This is a genomic window from Streptomyces resistomycificus, from assembly GCF_001514265.1.
GTDB classification, from domain to species: domain Bacteria; phylum Actinomycetota; class Actinomycetes; order Streptomycetales; family Streptomycetaceae; genus Streptomyces; species Streptomyces resistomycificus.
The window spans coordinates 297,564-314,038 of sequence record NZ_KQ948992.1 but is presented as its reverse complement, the minus strand read 5'-3'; the positions used below and the strand labels follow the sequence as shown (position 1 = coordinate 314,038).

General features: G+C 72.6%; 13 protein-coding genes. 6 read left to right on the top strand and 7 right to left on the bottom strand.

What is annotated here, in order from left to right; genetic code table 11:
• Nucleotides 1-12 precede the first annotated feature (12 nt).
• From AQJ84_RS19660 to AQJ84_RS19645, 4 genes are all read right to left on the bottom strand, one after another.
• On the bottom strand, nucleotides 13-1,131 hold the full coding sequence (locus tag AQJ84_RS19660) for an LLM class flavin-dependent oxidoreductase (RefSeq protein ID WP_078632155.1): 1,119 nt from the start codon (nucleotides 1,129-1,131) through the stop codon (nucleotides 13-15).
• 112 nt (nucleotides 1,132-1,243) lie between these two features.
• Nucleotides 1,244-1,990, bottom strand: coding sequence for an SDR family NAD(P)-dependent oxidoreductase (locus AQJ84_RS19655; protein ID WP_030042431.1), 747 nt, complete (start codon nucleotides 1,988-1,990; stop codon nucleotides 1,244-1,246).
• Between the two features lie 17 nt (nucleotides 1,991-2,007).
• The gene (locus AQJ84_RS19650; protein ID WP_053191131.1) at nucleotides 2,008-2,922 is read right to left on the bottom strand and encodes a TIGR03619 family F420-dependent LLM class oxidoreductase; all 915 of its coding nucleotides are present in this window, start codon (nucleotides 2,920-2,922) and stop codon (nucleotides 2,008-2,010) included.
• Nucleotides 2,922-4,181, bottom strand: coding sequence for an amidohydrolase family protein (locus AQJ84_RS19645; protein ID WP_030042434.1), 1,260 nt, complete (start codon nucleotides 4,179-4,181; stop codon nucleotides 2,922-2,924). Before AQJ84_RS19645 ends, AQJ84_RS19650 begins: the two co-directional genes overlap by 1 nt.
• Before the next feature lie 211 nt (nucleotides 4,182-4,392).
• On the opposite strand from AQJ84_RS19645, the gene AQJ84_RS19640 reads away from it, so the two are divergent.
• Together AQJ84_RS19640 and AQJ84_RS19635 are read left to right on the top strand one after the other, a co-directional pair.
• On the top strand, nucleotides 4,393-7,365 hold the full coding sequence (locus AQJ84_RS19640) for an AfsR/SARP family transcriptional regulator (RefSeq protein ID WP_053191114.1): 2,973 nt from the start codon (nucleotides 4,393-4,395) through the stop codon (nucleotides 7,363-7,365).
• 234 nt (nucleotides 7,366-7,599) lie between these two features.
• Nucleotides 7,600-7,803, top strand: coding sequence for a hypothetical protein (locus AQJ84_RS19635; protein ID WP_030042436.1), 204 nt, complete (start codon nucleotides 7,600-7,602; stop codon nucleotides 7,801-7,803).
• Between the two features lie 435 nt (nucleotides 7,804-8,238).
• Here AQJ84_RS19635 and AQJ84_RS19630 read toward each other — a convergent pair whose 3' ends face one another.
• Nucleotides 8,239-9,861 (bottom strand): FadD3 family acyl-CoA ligase, encoded by a 1,623-nt coding sequence (locus tag AQJ84_RS19630; protein WP_030042437.1) that lies wholly within the window; start codon nucleotides 9,859-9,861, stop codon nucleotides 8,239-8,241.
• Between the two features lie 128 nt (nucleotides 9,862-9,989).
• Between AQJ84_RS19630 and AQJ84_RS19625 the strand changes: the two genes are divergently transcribed.
• From AQJ84_RS19625 to AQJ84_RS19610, 4 genes are read left to right on the top strand one after another with little or no spacing between them, the layout of a single operon-like run.
• Nucleotides 9,990-11,138: a lipid-transfer protein gene (locus tag AQJ84_RS19625; RefSeq protein ID WP_030042438.1), complete on the top strand. Its 1,149-nt coding sequence runs from the start codon at nucleotides 9,990-9,992 to the stop codon at nucleotides 11,136-11,138.
• A gap of 1 nt (nucleotide 11,139) precedes the next feature.
• The gene (locus AQJ84_RS19620; RefSeq protein WP_030042439.1) at nucleotides 11,140-11,556 is read left to right on the top strand and encodes a Zn-ribbon domain-containing OB-fold protein; all 417 of its coding nucleotides are present in this window, start codon (nucleotides 11,140-11,142) and stop codon (nucleotides 11,554-11,556) included.
• Nucleotides 11,553-12,326, top strand: a complete 774-nt coding sequence (locus tag AQJ84_RS19615; protein ID WP_030042440.1) for an enoyl-CoA hydratase/isomerase family protein — start codon at nucleotides 11,553-11,555, stop codon at nucleotides 12,324-12,326. The genes AQJ84_RS19620 and AQJ84_RS19615 overlap by 4 nt, the downstream gene beginning before the upstream one ends.
• 37 nt (nucleotides 12,327-12,363) lie before the next feature.
• Nucleotides 12,364-13,332 (top strand): alpha/beta fold hydrolase, encoded by a 969-nt coding sequence (locus AQJ84_RS19610; RefSeq protein WP_030042441.1) that lies wholly within the window; start codon nucleotides 12,364-12,366, stop codon nucleotides 13,330-13,332.
• Between the two features lie 5 nt (nucleotides 13,333-13,337).
• Here AQJ84_RS19610 and AQJ84_RS19605 read toward each other — a convergent pair whose 3' ends face one another.
• Nucleotides 13,338-13,898: a hypothetical protein gene (locus AQJ84_RS19605; RefSeq protein WP_030042442.1), complete on the bottom strand. Its 561-nt coding sequence runs from the start codon at nucleotides 13,896-13,898 to the stop codon at nucleotides 13,338-13,340.
• A gap of 67 nt (nucleotides 13,899-13,965) precedes the next feature.
• A complete protein-coding gene (locus AQJ84_RS19600; protein WP_053191112.1) occupies nucleotides 13,966-16,317 on the bottom strand; it encodes an outer membrane protein assembly factor BamB family protein in 2,352 nt (783 codons plus the stop codon).
• Nucleotides 16,318-16,475 lie beyond the last annotated feature (158 nt).

The following is a 16,475-nucleotide window of genomic DNA, read 5'->3' as shown; positions in this document are numbered from 1 at the left end:
GCCCCACGGCGATCACGCGGCCTGCCGGAACCGCGTAGTCCGGTGCACGGGATCCGTATCGATCTTCGGAATCACGTGCTCCCCCACCAGCCGGATCGTCTGCAACGTTTCCTCCTTCGGCACCCCCACCGGCAACCCGAAGCTCAACTGGTCGGCCCCCGCCTGCTCCCACCGCTTGCACTGCGTGAGCACCTCGTCCGGATCCCCGCAGATCAGCAGCTCCTCGGCGATGAGGACCTCGATGAACTCCTCGTTGTACTCGGGCAGCGTCTCCGGCCACACCGGGAACCCCTCGGGCCGAGGGAACGTGTCGTGGTAGCGGAAGACCAGCGAGGGCAGGTAGTGCAGCCCGCCCTCGACCGCGATCCGTACCGCCTCCGCGTGCGTCGGCGCGCAGATCGCCGTGGTCGTCACCATCACGTTGTCGTTCACGAAGGAGCCGATCGGCTCGGCGTCCACGACGGCGTTCTTGTACTGCTCGAGGACCCATTCCATGTCGGAGACCTTCTGCACGCTGAAGCCGAGCACCCCGAGGCCCTTGCGGGCGGCCATGGCGTACGAGGGTGGCGACCCGGCGGCGTACCACATCGCCGGGTGCGCCTTCCCGTACGGCTTGGGCAGGATCTTCCTCGGGGGCAGCGACCAGTGCTTGCCCTGGAAGCCCTCGTACTCGTCCTGGAGCCACATCTTCGGGAACTCGGCGATGGTCTCCTCCCAGATCTCCTTGGTGAAGTTCATGTCGGTGATGCCGGGGAGGAAGCCGAGGATCTCGTGCGAGCCGGCCCCGCGTCCGCTGCCGAACTCGAAGCGGTTGCCGGTGAGATGGTCGAGCATGGCGACCTTCTCGGCGACCTTCACCGGATGGTTGACCTGGGCGAGCGGGTTGAAGATCCCGGAGCCGAGGTGGATCCGCTCGGTGGCGTGGGCGAGGTAGCCGAGGAAGACGTCGTTGGCGGAGAGGTGCGAGTACTCCTCCAGGAAGTGGTGCTCGGACGCCCAGGCGTACTTGAAGCCGGACCTGTCCGCCTGGATGACGTACTCGGTCTCCTCCATCAGCGCCTTGTGCTCGGCGAGCGGGTCGGTCTCGGCGCGCTTGCCCACGTATCCCTGTACAAAGAGCCCGAATTCCAAGGAGGTTCACCGTCCCCGGTTCTGGTGTTCACGGTTTCTGACGTACCGTCAGATTCATCGGTGGGGCCGACTGTGGCACCGCCCGCATGCACCGTCAATAGCTGACGGCCAGTCAGACCACGGCCACTCCGGCGAGCCAGCCCCCGTCGATCACCAGGGGCTGTCCCGTGATGTAGGAGGAGTCCTCGGAGGTCAGGAACAGCGCGAGCCGCGCCACCTCCTCCGGCCGCCCGATCCGCCCCAGCGGCACGAGCTTGCGGTACAGCGCGTCCATCGCTCCCTCCGCGACGGCGCCCGGATTGCTCATCGCGGTGTCGACGGCGCCCGGGCAGACGGCGTTGACCCGGATCCCCCGGTCCGCCAGCTCCAGCGCGGCCACCCGCGTGAGCCCCACGATCGCGTGCTTGCTGGCCGCGTACGCCCCCACGTACGCCATCCCGGTCAGCCCGGTGTACGAGGCGGTGTTGACGATCGTGCCTCCGTCGGACATCCGGGGCGCCACGGTCTTGATGCCCAGGAAGCAGCCGACCTGGTTGACGTTCACGATCTCCAGGAACTCGTCGAGGGGCGTGTCGAGGAGGCTGTTGAAGCGCAGGATGCCGGCGTTGTTGACGAGCCCGTCGACATGGCCGTACGCCTGGACGGCGGCGTCGACCGCGGCCCTCCACTCCTCCTCCCGCCCCACGTCGAGCCGCACGTACAGCGCCCCGATCTCCTTCGCGAGGGCCTGCCCCTGCTCGTCGAGCACGTCCGCCACGACGACCCCGGCGCCCTCCGCCCGGAAGAGCCGGGCCTCCTGCTCGCCCTGTCCGCGCGCCGCGCCGGTGACGATCACGACGCGCCCGTCCAGCTTGCCCATGGGGTCTCCCGTTCCGGTCAGAGGTGCGGGCCGATCCCGGCCCCGAACGCGGCAATCTGGTCGGTGAGTTCGGCTCTGCTGCGGCTGCGGAACCTGACCTGGATCTGGTGGACGCCCATCGCGCGGTAGGCGCGCAGGGACTCGGCGAGCGTCTCGGGCGGGCCGGTGAGCGTGCGCCGTCCGACGTCCCAGCCGGGCGTGCCGACGTAGAGCGGCTCGGCGATGGCGCCGATGACGAAGGGCCCCTGGATCGCGCCCTTCTCGCGGATCTCCCGGATCCGCTCGATCTGGGCCGGCAGCCGCTCGCGCGGGTCGCCCTGCGGCAGCCAGCCGTCCGCCTTGAGCGCGGCCCGGCGTACGGCGGCGGGCGAGGAGCCGCCGACCCACAGCGGTACGCGGGTCTGGGCCGGTCTGGGCCGCTGGCCGAGATCCTGGAAGTCGTGCACCTTGCCGTGGTGTTCGGGGAACTCCTGGGGGCCTAGGGCGGCGCGCAGGGCGTCGATCGTCTCGTCGAGGACGGGCCCCCGCTGCCGGAAGTCCACCCCGAGCGCCTCGAACTCCTCCGCCACATGGCCGGCGCCGACCCCGAGGACCAGCCGGCCGCGACTGAGGTGGTCGAGGGTGGCGTACTGCTTGGCGGTGAGCAGCGGGTGGCGCAGGCCGACGACGGCGACGTGACTGAGCAGCCGTACCCGCTCGGTGGCGGCGGCGAGGAAGGCGAGGGTGGCGACCGGGTCGTACCAGACCGTGCTCATCGCGGGCGCGAGCCGGCGCGGGATGGCGACGTGGTCGCAGCAGGCGACGTAGTCGAAGCCGGCGCGCTCGGCGCCGCGGGCGATGTCCAGGAGGTCCTCGGGTCCGGCGGCGGCCTCCCACGGTTCGGCGTAGAGGGTGCTCTGCGACTGGACGGGGAGCTGGATGCCGTACCGGATCACCTCGGACCGTCCCAGAGTCCGTCCGGTGTGAGCCCGAGGAGATCGATCGCGTTCCCCCGTACGATCCGCTCCACGACGTCCGCGTCCAGGTGCCCCATCTGCGCCTCGCCGACCTCCTTGGACTTCGGCCAGGTGGAGTCGGAGTGGGGGTAGTCGGTCTCGTAGAGGACGTTGCCGACGCCGATGGCGTCCAGGTTGCGCAGGCCGAAGGCGTCGTCGAAGAAGCAGCCGTAGACGTGTTCGGCGAAGAGTTCGGACGGCGGCCGGTGCACCTTGTCGGCGACCCCGCCCCAGCCGCGGTTCTCCTCCCACACGATGTCGGCGCGTTCGAGGATGTACGGGATCCAGCCGATCTGGCCCTCCGCGTACATCACCCGCAGGTTGGGGAAGCGCTCGAACTTGCCGCTCATCAGCCAGTCGACCATCGAGAAGCAGCAGTTGGCGAAGGTGATGGTGGAGCCGACCGCGGGCGGGGCGTCCTTCGACGTGGACGGCATACGGCTGCTGGAGCCGATGTGCATGGCGACGACCGTGCCGGTCTCGTCGCAGGCGGCGAGGAAGGGGTCCCAGTCGTCGGTGTGGACGGACGGCAGGCCCAGGTGCGGGGGTATCTCGGAGAAGGCGACGGCCCGGACGCCGCGGGCCGCGTTCCGCCGTACCTCACGGGCCGCGAGCTCGGCGTCCCAGAGCGGGATGAGGGTCAGCGGTATGAGGCGGCCGCGCGCCTGGGGCCCGCACCACTCCTCCACCATCCAGTCGTTGTAGGCCTGGACGCACAGAAGGCCCAGCTCGTGGTCGGCGGCCTCGGTGAAGGTCTGGCCGCAGAACCGCGGGAAGGTCGGGAAGCAGACGGCGGACTGGACGTGGTTGACGTCCATGTCGGCGAGGCGCTGCGGCACGTCGTACGAGCCCGGCCGCATCTGCTCGTACGTGATGACCTCGAGCCTGATCTCGTCCCTGCTGTAGCCGACGGCGGTGTCGAGGCGGGTGAGGGGGCGGTGCAGGTCCTCGTAGACCCACCAGTCGCCGACCGGGCCGTCGTCGGTGCCGGGAGTGCCCATCACGGGCTTGAAGCGGCCGCCGAGGAAGGTCATCTCCCTGAGCGGGGCGCGGACTACGCGGGGCCCCGTGTCCAGGTACCTCCTGGGAAGCCGGTCCTGCCAGACGGTGGGGGGCTCAACGGTGTGGTCGTCGACGGAGATGATCAGCGGAAGTGCCGGGTCCGTCTCGACGGCTTCGGTGACTATGGTCTCCATAGGGGGCACGGTAGCGCCGATCTGACGACCCGTCAGCTAGCGCGACGGGGCCCGGTTACGGGCGTTCCTGTGCGGAAGTGTGCGAAGACAGCGTGAGGGGCTTGTGATATCCCGCGCGCCTCCCGGTGATCGCGCCCTCCACAGCTGACGCATCTGCCATGAACAAGGCAAACTGGCGGGGTGGCTCAGGACATCTAGGGGGACGACGGCGATGGACGGTGTACCGCGCGTGCCGGAGGTACCGCGTGTGCCGGAGCAGAGGCGTCCCGACGCCTCCGTGGAGCGGGCACCGGCGTTGCGCTTCGGACTGCTCGGCCCGGTGCGGGCCTGGCGCGGCGAGGAGTCGCTGAGCACCGGATCACCCCAGCAACGCGCCCTCCTGGCGGCCCTGCTGCTGCGCGAGGGCCGCACGGCCACCGCCGCCGAGCTGATCGACGCCCTGTGGGGCGAGGAACCCCCCTCGCAGGCACTGGCGGCCCTGCGCACGTACGCCTCCCGGCTCCGCAAGGTGCTGGACCCCGGCGTCCTGGTCAGCGAGTCCGGCGGCTACGCGATCCGCGGCCTGCCCGAGGGCGCCCTCGACCTGTCCGTCGTCCAGGACCTGGCGACGGAGGCGGAGAAGGCCAGGCACACCGGCGACCTGTGCCACGCCCGGGACCTCCTGGGCCGGGCCCTGGCCCTGTGGGACGGCGAGGCGCTGGCCGGGGTGCCGGGCCCGTACGCGGAGACGCAGCGGGTGCGGCTGGAGGAGTGGCGCCTGCAACTCCTCGAATCCCGGATGGACATGGACCTGGAGCAGGGCTGCCACGCGGAGGCGGTCTCCGAGCTCACCGCCCTGACCGCGGCGCACCCCCTGCGGGAGCGGTTGCGCGAGCTGCTGATGCTGGCGCTGTACCGCAGCGGACGCCAGGCCGAGGCCCTCGCGGTCTACGCCGACACCCGCCGCCTGCTGGCCGACGAGCTCGGCGTGGACCCCCGCCCCGGCCTCAGTGAACTCCAGCAGCGCATCCTGCGGGCCGACCCAACCCTGGCGGAACCCTCGACACCGAGGGCCGAGCCGTCCTCCACGCCGGTCCGCCCCGCCCAACTCCCGGCGACGGTCCCCGACTTCACCGGGCGGTCGGCCTTCGTCTCCGAGCTCGGCGACGTACTGGCCTCGGTCGAGGGCCGGGTCATGGCCGTGTCGGCGCTGGCCGGGATCGGCGGCGTCGGCAAGACGACCCTCGCGGTGCACGTGGCCCACCAGGCGCGCGGCGCCTTCCCCGACGGCCAGCTGTACGTCGACCTCCAGGGCGCCGGGGCGCGGGCCGCGGAGCCGGAGACGGTACTCGGCTCGTTCCTGCGGGCGTTGGGCACGGCGGACTCCTCCATCCCCGACTCCCTGGAGGAACGGGCGGCGCTCTACCGCTCGGTGCTGGACGGCCGCCGGGTGCTCGTCCTGCTGGACAACGCGCGGGACGCCGCCCAGGTGCGGCCGCTGCTCCCCGGCACGGAGGGCTGCGCCACCCTGATCACCTCCCGGGTGCGGATGGTGGACCTGGCCGGGGCGCATCTGATCGACCTGGACGTGATGTCCCCCGACGAGGCGCTGTCGCTGTTCACGAAGATCGTGGGCGAGGAGCGGGTGGGCAGCGAGCGCGAGGCCGCGCTGGACGTGGTGGCCGCGTGCGGCTTCCTGCCGCTCGCGATCCGTATCGCGGCGTCCCGCCTCGCGGCCCGCCGCACCTGGACCGTCTCGGTGCTGGCCGCGAAGCTGGCCGACGAACGCCGCCGCCTGGACGAGCTCCAGGCCGGCGACCTCGCGGTGAAGGCGACCTTCGAGCTGGGCTACGGGGCCCTCGAACCCGCCCAGGCCCGCGCGTTCCGCCTGCTGGGCCTGGCGGACGGCCCCGACATCTCGCTGGCGGCCGCCGCCGCCGTACTGGACCTCCCCGTCGAGGAGACCGAGGACCTGCTGGAGTCCCTCGTCGACACCTCCCTGCTGGAGTCGGCGGCACCCGGCCGCTACCGCTACCACGACCTGGTCCGGCTCTACGCGCGTGCCTGCGCGGAACGGGACGAGTGGCCGCCGAGCGAGCGGGAGGCGGCGCTGTCCCGACTGCTGGACTTCTACCTGGCCACGGCCGCCGGGGTGTACGCCATCGAGCGGCCCGGGGACCGGCTGGTGGACCACCTGGAACCGACCGGCACCGCCGGGCTGACCTTCACCCACCGGCAGGCGGCCTGGGACTGGCTCTACTCGGAGGCCGTGCCGCTGCTCGCCTGTGTGCGCCAGTCCACCGAGGGCGGCACCCTGCGCCGGGCGATCGACCTCCTGTGGGCGTCGGTCGACCTCGCCGAGTCCGGCGCCAACTCCAAGGAGTACGAGGCCGCCGCCGCGGCCCTGCGGGACGCCGCCCGCTCGCTGGGGGACGTCCGCGCCGAAGCCCGCGCCTCCGTCGTGCTGAGCAACGCCCGTCTCTTCTCCGGCCTCTTCGACACGGCCTACCAGGAGGCACAGGACGCGTGCCGGCTCGCCGAGGGCGGTGACGACCCGCTGCCGCCTTGCTGGGCGGCGAACATCCTCGGCAGCATCGCCTTCTACCAAAACCGGCACGAGGACGCCGAGAAGTACTTCAGCCGGGCCATCGGCAAGTTCCGCGGCTGCGGTGACCTGGCCGGGGCGGCCTCGGGGCTGTGCAACCTCTCCCGCCTCCACCTCGCGACGGGCCGTGCCGACACCGCCGTCGACCTCGCCCACCAGGGAACCGCGATCTACGAGACCCTGGGCCACGCCCTGCGCGGGGCCAACGGGCAGTACGCGCTGGGGATGGCGCTCGGCAAGACGGGGCAGCACTCCCGGGCGGCCGAGCAGCTGGAGAAGGCGCTGAACGTCTTCCGCTCCAGCCGCCAGCGCCTGTGGGAGGGGATGACCCTCTGCCGTCTCGCGGAGGTCGACCTCGACGCGAAGAAGCCGGCCCGGGCGGCGAGCAACGCCGAGACGGCGCTCGCGGTGCTGCGCGGGGTCGGCGGGGAGTGGCGTCGCGCCCACGTGCTCACCGTGCTGGGCAGGGCGCTGACCGGCCTCGGCCAGTCCGGGAGGGCACGGGTCTGCTGGCACGAGGCCCTGGAGATCTACGAGAAGCTGGGCTCCCCCGAGGCCGTCCAGGTGCGTGAGCTGCTCACTCCGGTCGCGGCCGCCTAGCACGCGGCGGCGCGGCCGTCCGAGGGCGACTCACGGGCGTTCATCGTTCGTTTATCGCCGACCGGCACTCTCTGAGTAGTCGATCCGTCGCGTCGGGGGGCAGACGGGTCGTCGGTCAGGTCGCCCCACCCGTTGTCTAGGGTGGGCGGCCCGAAGGTCCGTCCGGTCACCCTCGGGGGAGTGACCGGACGGGCCCTCACGTTCCGACTTGCTTCAACAAGGGGAGGCAGCAGCATGAGCGACGCCACGAAGGACCCGGTCGCCACACCGGACAACACCCACGTCACCGACGAGCCGGCCGGCGAGGAGATCAAGCCGCTCAACACCCACGTGACCAGTAGCCCGATCAAGCCGCTGAACACCCATGTCACCGAGGTGGACGAGGGCGGGACCGAGACCACGCCGGACAACACCCACGTGACGTCCGACCCGAACTAGACCTTTCCCGCACGGGGATCGGCCGCGGCGGCGCGGAGGGGGAGCCGCCGCGGCCGAGGTGCGTCCGGACTCGCCGCGAGGTTCGAGGCAGGCGCCGGACCGACCCCCCGCGCGACGCCGCCCTCACCACGGGCGGGCCCCGGCGCGGACCGGCCTTCGGCAGGCCAGGACCGCGACGGACAACCAGCCGGCCCCACCGCCGACCACCGCACGGCGGCCCACCGCCCCGGGCTTCGAGTAAGCGCCCGGCCGGCCCCCTGCGCGACGCCGCCCTCACCACGGTGGCCCTGCCACGGACCGCTCTTCGGCAAGCTCCGAACGCGGCGGGCATCCAGCCCGCCGCACCGCCGCCCACCGCACGGCGGCCCACCGCCCCGGACTTCGAGGCAAGCGCCCGGCCGGCCCTCCGCGCAACGCCGACCACGGCACCGCGGCTCACCGCCCCGCCGTCGACTGCCCCTGCCGCCTCCGCAGCTCCCCCTTCACGACCTTGCCTCCGGCGTTGCGAGGCAGCTCGTCCAGGAACTCCACCGCTCTGGGCACCTTGTAGTTCGCCATCTCGCGCCGCGCCCACGCGATCAGGTCGTCCCCCGTCAGCACGGCCCCCGGCCGCCGGACCACGTATGCCCTGCCGACCTCCCCGAGTCGCGGGTCGGGGACGCCGACGACGGCCACGTCCGCCACGTCCGGGTGCAGGCCGAGGAGTTGCTCGATCTCCGCCGGGTAGGCGTTGAAGCCGCCGACGATGAACATGTCCTTGAGGCGGTCGGTGATGCGCAGGTTGCCCGCCTCGTCGAGCACGCCCACGTCGCCCGTCCGCAGCCAGCCCTCCGGCCCCACAACCTCCGCCGTCGCCGGCGCGTCCTCGTAGTAGCCGCGCATGACGTTGAACCCGCGGACCAGGACCTCGCCGGGAACTGAGGGGCCCACGGCGGCCCCGTCCGCGTCCACCACCCGCACCTCCGTGCCGGGTATCGCGCGCCCCGAGGTCGACGCGATCACCGCCGGGTCGTCGCCGCGGCGGCACATCGTGACGACGCCGCAGGCCTCGGACAGGCCGTAGGCGGTGAGGACCGTGCCGACGCCCAGTTCACCGCGCAGGCGTTCCACGAGCCGTAGCGGCACCACCGCCGCGCCGGTCACCACCAGGCGCAGGGCCGACAGGTCGTGGGCGTCACGCGCGGGGTGGTCCAGGAGCGACTGGTGCAGGGTCGGCGGGCCCGGCAGGACCGACACGCGTTCCGCCGCGATGTTCGCCAGCACCGTGTCGACGTCGAAGACCGGCTGGGGGATCATCGTCGCGCCCCTCATCAGACAGGCCACGATGCCCGCCTTGTAACCGAAGGTGTGGAAGAAGGGGTTCACGATCAGGTAGCGGTCGCCCCGCCGCAGTCCCGCCAGGTCGCTCCACACCGCGTAGGCCCGCAGGGTCTGCGCGTGGGTGATCACCGCGCCCTTGGGGCGGCCGGTCGTCCCGGACGTGTAGATGATGTCCGAGGGCAGTCCGCCGTGCAGCGCCGAGGCGCGGGCGCGTACCGCCGCCTCCCCGACCCCGTCCCCGCTCACCAGGAAGTCCTTCCAGGTACGGAAGTCGGCGGGCGCGTCGTCCGACAGCACCACCACCTGCTCCAGCGCCGGCAGCCCCGGCAGCGGGCCGGGCCCGGCCCCCTCCCCCGCCGCCCGCCGCAGCGACGCCACGTACGAGGTGCCGAGGAACGTCCCGGTCACGAACAGCAGGCGCGCACCGCAGCGGCGCAGGACGTCCGCCGCCTCCGCCCCTTTGAAGCGCGTGTTCAGGGGGACGAGGACCGCGCCCGCCGAGACCGCGCCCAGGGCGGAGACGATCCAGTCCAGGGAGTTCGGGGCCCAGACCCCGACCCGGTCACCGACCGAGACCCCGTTCGCGACGCAGGCGGCCGCCGCCCGCTCCACCCGGGCGCCGAGCTCCGCGTACGAGATCCGGGTCCGGCCGTCCACCACCGCCTCGGCGTCCGCGTACCGTTCGGCCGCCGACCTGACCAGCCCCGGAATGCTGCCCCACTCCACGTCCTCGCGCACAACCGGCCTCCCCGGCCCAGTAGAACCCAGCCGAAACGCACTAGCTGACTGCCCGTCAGATTAGCTGTAACCTGACGCACTGTCAGCTGTCGTGCCGTGTCGTGCCAGCATGCGGAGGTGCCCCCAGCATGGCCTCACTCAAGGACGCCACCGCCGTCGTCGGCATAGGCCAGACCGCCTTCGCCAAGCGGCTGGACGAGGACGAGAGGACGCTCGCCTGCCGGGCCGTCCTGGCCGCTCTCGACGACGCGGGCATCGCCCCCGGCGAGGTCGACGCGCTCGCCTCCTACACGATGGAGGAGACCGACGAGGTCGAGCTGGCCAAGGCGGTCGGCTTCGGTGACCTCACCTTCTTCAGCAGGGTCGGGTACGGGGGCGGGGGCTCCTGCGCCACCGTCGCGCACCTCGCCGCCGCCATCGCCACCGGACAGGCCACGGTCGGCGTCGCCTGGCGTTCCCGCAAACGCGGTTCGGGGCCCCGGCCCTGGCGCGACACCACCGTCCAACTCCCCACCCCCGCCCAGTGGACCCGGCCCTACGGCCTGCTCAGACCCGTCGACGAGATCGCCATGCTCACGCGCCGCTATCTGCACGAGTACGGCGCGACCCGCGACCACCTCTTCAACGTCGCCCTCGCCTGCCGCAACCGCGCCAACCAGAACCCCGCCGCGATCATGTACGACCGCCCGCTGACCCGCGAGATGTACATGAACGCGCGCTGGATCAGCGAGCCGCTCTGCCTCTTCGACAACTGCCTGGAGACGGACGGGGCGTTGGCCTGCGTTATCGTCGGCAGCGAGCGCGCCCGGGACTGCCGCCGGCGGCCGGTCTACGTCCACGCGGCGGCCCAGGGACTGCCCGCCCAGCACCACGGCATGGTCAACTACTGGAACGACGACCCCCTGACCGGCCCCGCCTGGACCGCCGCCCGGCACCTGTGGAAACACGCCGACTTCGCGCCCGAGGACGTCGACGTCGCCCAGATCTACGACGCGTTCACCGCCCTCGTCCCGCTCTCCCTGGAGGGCTACGGCTTCTGCGGCCGGGGAGAGGGCGGGGCGTTCACCGAGGGCGGCGCCCTGGAGATCGGCGGCCGGCTGCCCCTCAACACGGGGGGCGGCGGGCTCAGCGAGGCGTACGTCCACGGCTTCAACCTCCTCAACGAGGGCGTGAAGCAGCTGCGCGGCACCGGTACGGCGCAGGTCCCGGGGGCGTCGACCTGTCTGGTCACCGCCGGTGAGGGAGTCCCGACGTCCGCTCTGCTGCTGAGGAGTTGAGATGCTGAAGCCTGCCGTGGACACCGACGGCGCCCCGTTCTGGGAGTACGCCGCCCGGGGCGAGCTGCGCGTCCAGGCGTGCGCCGACTGCGGCGAGCTCCGCTTCCCGCCCCGCCCCTGCTGCCCGCACTGCCAGTCCTTCGCGCAGGAGTGGCGCCCGGTGTCCGGGCACGGCCGGATCTGGTCGTACGTCGTGCCGCACCCGCCTCTCCTGCCCGACTACGCGGCGCTGGCTCCCTACAACGTCGTCCTGGTCGAGCTGGCCGAGGCGCCGCACATCCGGCTCGTCGGCAACCTGGTCGCCGCGGCCGGGGCGCCGCTGGACTCGGTGCCTGCCGACCGGGTCCGCATCGGGGCCGGGGTGCGGGTCGTCTTCGGTGCCGACGGGCTCCCCCGGTGGATCCCGGAGCGCCCGTGACCGCCGTGCGGGTCGGCGTCGACAAGGACACCGGTGTCGCCGTCGTCACCCTCGACCGGCCCGACCGGCTCAACTCCGTCGACCTCGCCATGGTTCGGGAACTCCGGGACGTCTGGCGGCGGTTGCGGTTCGACGACTCCGTACGGGCCGTGGTGCTGACCGGCGCGGGGGAGCGGGCGTTCTGCACCGGGATCGACCGGGACGCGGTCGTGCCGCAGCCCGACTCGCCCTACATGGCGGACGATCCGCTGCTCGGCATCGGGCCGAAGTCCAACGACCTGTGGAAGCCGGTGGTGGCCGCCGTGCGCGGGATGGCCTGCGGCGGGGCCTTCTACCTGCTCGGCGAGTGCGACTTCCTGGTGGCGGACACGACGGCGACCTTCTTCGACCCGCACACCACCTACGGCATGGTCAGCGCGTACGAGTCGGTCCTCATGGCGCAGCTGATGCCGCACGGGGAGGCGGCCCGGACGGCACTGATGGGCACGGCGGAGCGGTTGTCCGCCCGGCGGGCCCACACCATCGGGCTGGTCACGGAACTCACCGAACCGGGCGGGGCGCTGGCGGCCGCGACCGCTGCCGCCGGGGTGATCGCCGGGTGTCCGACGGAGGCGGTGCAGGGGACCGTCCGCGCCCTGTGGGCCGCCAAGCAGGCGAGCCTCGCCCAGGGCTTCGCACAGGCGCCGCATCTCATCGCGCTCGGGAATCTGCCGCCCGGCGGGCAGGCCGAGTTGTTTCGGGCCCGACAGCGCGAGTACAGGTTGCGTTAGCAATTTACGTGGCCCGTACAGGCGTATGCTCGCCCCCATGGTTGAACATCGCATGGTCGACGTGAACGGAATCCGGCTGCACATAGCCGAGGAGGGCGAGGGACCGCTCGTCGTGCTGCTGCACGGCTTCCCCGAGTCCTGGCACTCCTGGCGCCACCAGTTCGGCCCGCTGGCCGCCGCCGGGTTCCGGGTGGTCGCGCCCGACCAGCGCGGGTACGGCAGCAGCGACCACCCCGAGGACGTGGCCGCGTACAGCATCCTCCACCTCGTCGGGGACGTGGTCGGGCTGGTCCACGCGCTCGGTGAGGAGCGGGCGTTCGTCGTCGGGCACGACTGGGGCGCGCCGGTGGCCTGGCACACCGCGCTGCTGCGGCCCGACGTGGTGCGCGGGGTGGCGGGGTTGAGCGTGGCGCCGCCGTTCCGCGGGGAGCGTCCACCGCTGGAGGCCATGCGGGAACGGTTCGACGGGCGGTTCTACTGGAACTACTTCAACCGTCCGGGGGTCGCCGACGCCGAGTTCGGCAAGGACCCTCGCAGCACCCTGCGCAGGCTGCTGTACGGGGCCTCGGGTGACGCCCCCGGCGCCGGCCGCTACGAGCAGGCCCTGGTGAGCGACCCGGAGCGGGGCTGGCTCGCGGACAGCCCCGACCCCGAGGTGCTGCCGGACTGGCTCACCGAGGCGGACCTGGACGAGCTCACCGAGAGCTACGCCCAGGGCTTCACCGGTGCCCTCAACTGGTACCGCAACCTGGACCGCAACTGGGAACTCACCGCCCCCTGGCACGGCGCGGTCGTCAGCCCGCCCGCGCTCTACGTGTACGGCGACCGCGACCTGGTCCCGGCCTTCCCCGGCACTCCCGAACTCATCGCGAAGCTGCCGGAGTTGATGCCCAACCTGGTGCGCGACCCGATCGAGCTGCCGGGCTGCGGCCACTGGACCCAGCAGGAGCGGCCGGACGAGGTGAACGCGGCCCTGATCGACTTCCTGACCGGACTCAGGGGCTGAGGCGGTCAGTCCACCGGGTAGGCGTCCCGCTCGGCCTCGCAGTGGTCGACCGTGGTGATGTCCTCCCAGTCGGCGAACCGCACCCTGACGGTCTTCCTGCCCTTGGCGGGCACCGTCACGTCCGTGCTCCCGAAGTAGACCGGGAAGTCGTCCCGGGCGTTCATGAAGTTGACCCTCACCGTGAAGGTGCCCTTGCGGCCGTTCGGGTTGGTGACCTCGGCCGTCGCGTAGGGGGTCTTCTTCGTCGCGCAGCTCACCAGCTTCACCGTCGCGTCCTCCAGCCAGTCACCGCCGCCCGTGCTGGAGGACGTGGGCGTGGAACGGCGCCGGTCCGAACTCCCGCCGCCGCTGCCACTGCTGCTGCCGCTACTGCCGTAACTGTCGTCGTCCGAGTCGCGGTACGACGACGAACCGCCGTGGTTCTGGCGGGAACTGCTGCAGCCGCCGCCGTCCCCACCGCCGCTCCCGCCGCGGCTGTGGTGCCGTCCCGACGAGAAGCCCGTCAGGGCCAGTCCCACCATCGCGACGACCGCTGTCAGCCTGAGTGTGCGCCCCCGTGTCCGCATGTGATCACCCTATCGGCGCCCCGGACGGGCACCGCGTGGCGGGTGGCCGGCGCCGGCCGGCCCGAACTCACGGGGTGCGTGCCGTCCCGGTCCCCTTCTCCGCGTCCAGCGCGTACACGCACCGGTCCTTGCTGCACGCGTACACGACGCCGTCCTTGACGACCGGGGAGCCGGTGATCTCGCCGCCGGTCGCGAGCTTCCACCGCAGGCGGCCGTCGTCGGCCTTCAGGGTGTAGAGCAGGTGGTCGGTGGAGCCGAAGTGGATGCGGCCCTCGGCGACCGTGGGGGCGCCGACGATGTCGCCGCCCGCCTGGAAGCGCCACTTGGGCGTGCCGGTGACCGCGTCCAGGGTGTAGAGGCCCTTGCCGCTGCCCACGTGCACATGGCCGCCGGCCACCAGTACCGAGTCGACGGAGGAGCGGGCCTCGGTGGCGATACGCCAGCGGTCACGGCCGTCGGTCGCGTCGAGGGCGTAGACCGTGCCGAGGTAGTCGGCCAGGTACACACCGCCGCCGGCGACCGCGGGGCCGGGCACGAAGGTCGGCGGGCAGAGGAAGACGGCCGGCGCCTCGAAGTGCCAGCGGACGCGGCCGCTCGCCACGTCGAGGGCCAGCACCCGGGTACCCGCCGACACGTACACATGGCCGTCGTGCGCCTGGGCGACCCGGACCGGCACGCCGCCGCAGGAGGCCGCGTCGCCGATGGGGTACGACCAGCGCTCGTCGCCGCTGCGGGCGTCCAGGGCGCGCAGCCGGGCGTCGTGCCAGACGTACACCGTGCCCTCGTGCAGGGTGGGCCCCGCCTCCGGGGACTCGAAGTCGCTCTGACAGCCGGTGAGCTCCCACAGCTTCTGACCGCCCGAGGCCTCCCAGGCCTGGACGCCGCCGCCGCGGGTGCCGGTGATCACGGTGCCCCGGTCGGCCTTGACGGAGTACACCCAGGCGTCCGTGGACAGCCGCCACAGGTCCCCGCCCTCGCGGGCGTCCAGGGCGAACAGGGTGGGCCCGTCGGAGGCGTGGACCCGGCCGTCCGCGACCGCCATCGACCAGGCCACGTCCCGTGTCTTGAAGCGCCGCCGGCCGGTGGCCACGTCCAGCGCGTGTACCTCGAAGGAGGTGACGTAGACGAGGTCGCCGGCGACGGAGGGGGTGCCCCAGACGTCGTTGGACATGCGGAAGCGCCAGGGGCGCCAGCCGGCCGCGGTCTCCGGGGGGACGGGCGGCGCGGCGGTCACGGCGGGGTCGGCGCCGTTGACGCCGGGGCGGGGCCTGGACCAGGTCGCGACCAGGCCGGCCTCGGGCGGGGGTGCCTTGACGGCGGCGGCGCGGGCGTCGGCGACACGCGGGCCGGGCCCGATGGGCACCTGGGCGCCGGCGAGACGCACCGGGCCGGTGTCGGGGGCGCCCACGGACACCGGGGACGGCGCCGGAGCCGGGATCACGGGATCGCGGGACGGCGGAGGCGGTACCGCGCCGATCCGGCCGCCGCCGCTGCGTCCGCCGGCCTGCGCCGGTTTCGGCGGTCTGCCGCCGCGGCGCGCCTCGATGAGGCCCACCGCCCGCTCGGGCAGCCACGCCGACGCCGTACCGCTGTCGTCGGAGCCGGAGCCGAAGAGGTGGGGGGCGAGCTGGGACTGGAGGTCGGCCGGGTTGGGGCGGGCCGTGGCCTCCATCTGCATGCAGGACTCGATGAGGGGGCGCAGCTCGTCCGGGAGGCCTTCGAGGTCCGGTCCCTCGCGCAGCAGCATGAAGACGGTCTCGACGGGGTTGGCGCCGTGGAAGGGCGGGTGGCCCGTGGCGGCGAACACCAGCATGGAACCGAGCGAGAAGACGTCGCTCGCGCCGGTGACGCTGCGGGAGTCCTTCGCCTGCTCGGGGGACATGTAGGCGGGGGTGCCCACGGCCACGTTGGTCATCGTCAGACGTGTGTTCGAAACGCCGGACGCGATGCCGAAGTCGATGACCCGGGGGCCGTCCTCGACGACCAGCACGTTGGAGGGCTTGAGGTCGCGGTGGACCAGCCCGGCGCCGTGGATCGACTGAAGCGCCTCGGCGACGCCCGCCGCGAGCCAGCGCACCGCCTGGGCCGGCATGGGCCCGCACTCGTTCACTATCTCCTCGAGGGAGGGGGCGGGCACGTACGCGGTGGCCAGCCAGGGCACGGCCGCACGGGGATCGGCGTCGACCACGGCCGCCGTGTAGAAGCCGGAGACCGCCCGGGCGGCCTCCACCTCACGGGTGAAGCGCACCCGGAAGAGCTGGTCCTCCGCGAGCTCCGTACGGACCGTCTTGATCGCCACGCGCCGGCCGGACGCCGAGCGCGCGAGATAGACCAGCCCCATGCCGCCGGCACCCAGCCGTCCCAGCACCTCGAACGGCCCGATCCTGCGCGGATCGTGCTGCGTCAGCTGATCCACCACTTGCCTGCCACCTCCCCGTACGGGCCGCGTCACGCCCACGTGTGTGCACGACCCCGTGCAGCGTCTCACCACCGCACCGCCATGGCGGCACGCACCCTGATTCTTCCTGGCCGGGGCGCCGGTTGCGAACCCGGAAACAAATGGGGTGTCTCACATCA

Excerpts from the sequence above, each read along its gene's own strand:
- AQJ84_RS19655 (WP_030042431.1), bottom strand. The coding sequence starts at position 1,990 with ATGGGCAAGCTGGACGGGCGCGTCGTGATCGTCACCGGCGCGGCGCGC.
- AQJ84_RS19645 (WP_030042434.1), bottom strand. The coding sequence starts at position 4,181 with ATGGAGACCATAGTCACCGAAGCCGTCGAGACGGACCCGGCACTTCCG.
- AQJ84_RS19640 (WP_053191114.1), top strand. The coding sequence starts at position 4,393 with ATGGACGGTGTACCGCGCGTGCCGGAGGTACCGCGTGTGCCGGAGCAG.
- AQJ84_RS19635 (WP_030042436.1), top strand. The coding sequence starts at position 7,600 with ATGAGCGACGCCACGAAGGACCCGGTCGCCACACCGGACAACACCCAC.
- AQJ84_RS19625 (WP_030042438.1), top strand. The coding sequence starts at position 9,990 with ATGGCCTCACTCAAGGACGCCACCGCCGTCGTCGGCATAGGCCAGACC.
- AQJ84_RS19620 (WP_030042439.1), top strand. The coding sequence starts at position 11,140 with ATGCTGAAGCCTGCCGTGGACACCGACGGCGCCCCGTTCTGGGAGTAC.
- AQJ84_RS19610 (WP_030042441.1), top strand. The coding sequence starts at position 12,364 with ATGGTTGAACATCGCATGGTCGACGTGAACGGAATCCGGCTGCACATA.
- AQJ84_RS19605 (WP_030042442.1), bottom strand. The coding sequence starts at position 13,898 with ATGCGGACACGGGGGCGCACACTCAGGCTGACAGCGGTCGTCGCGATG.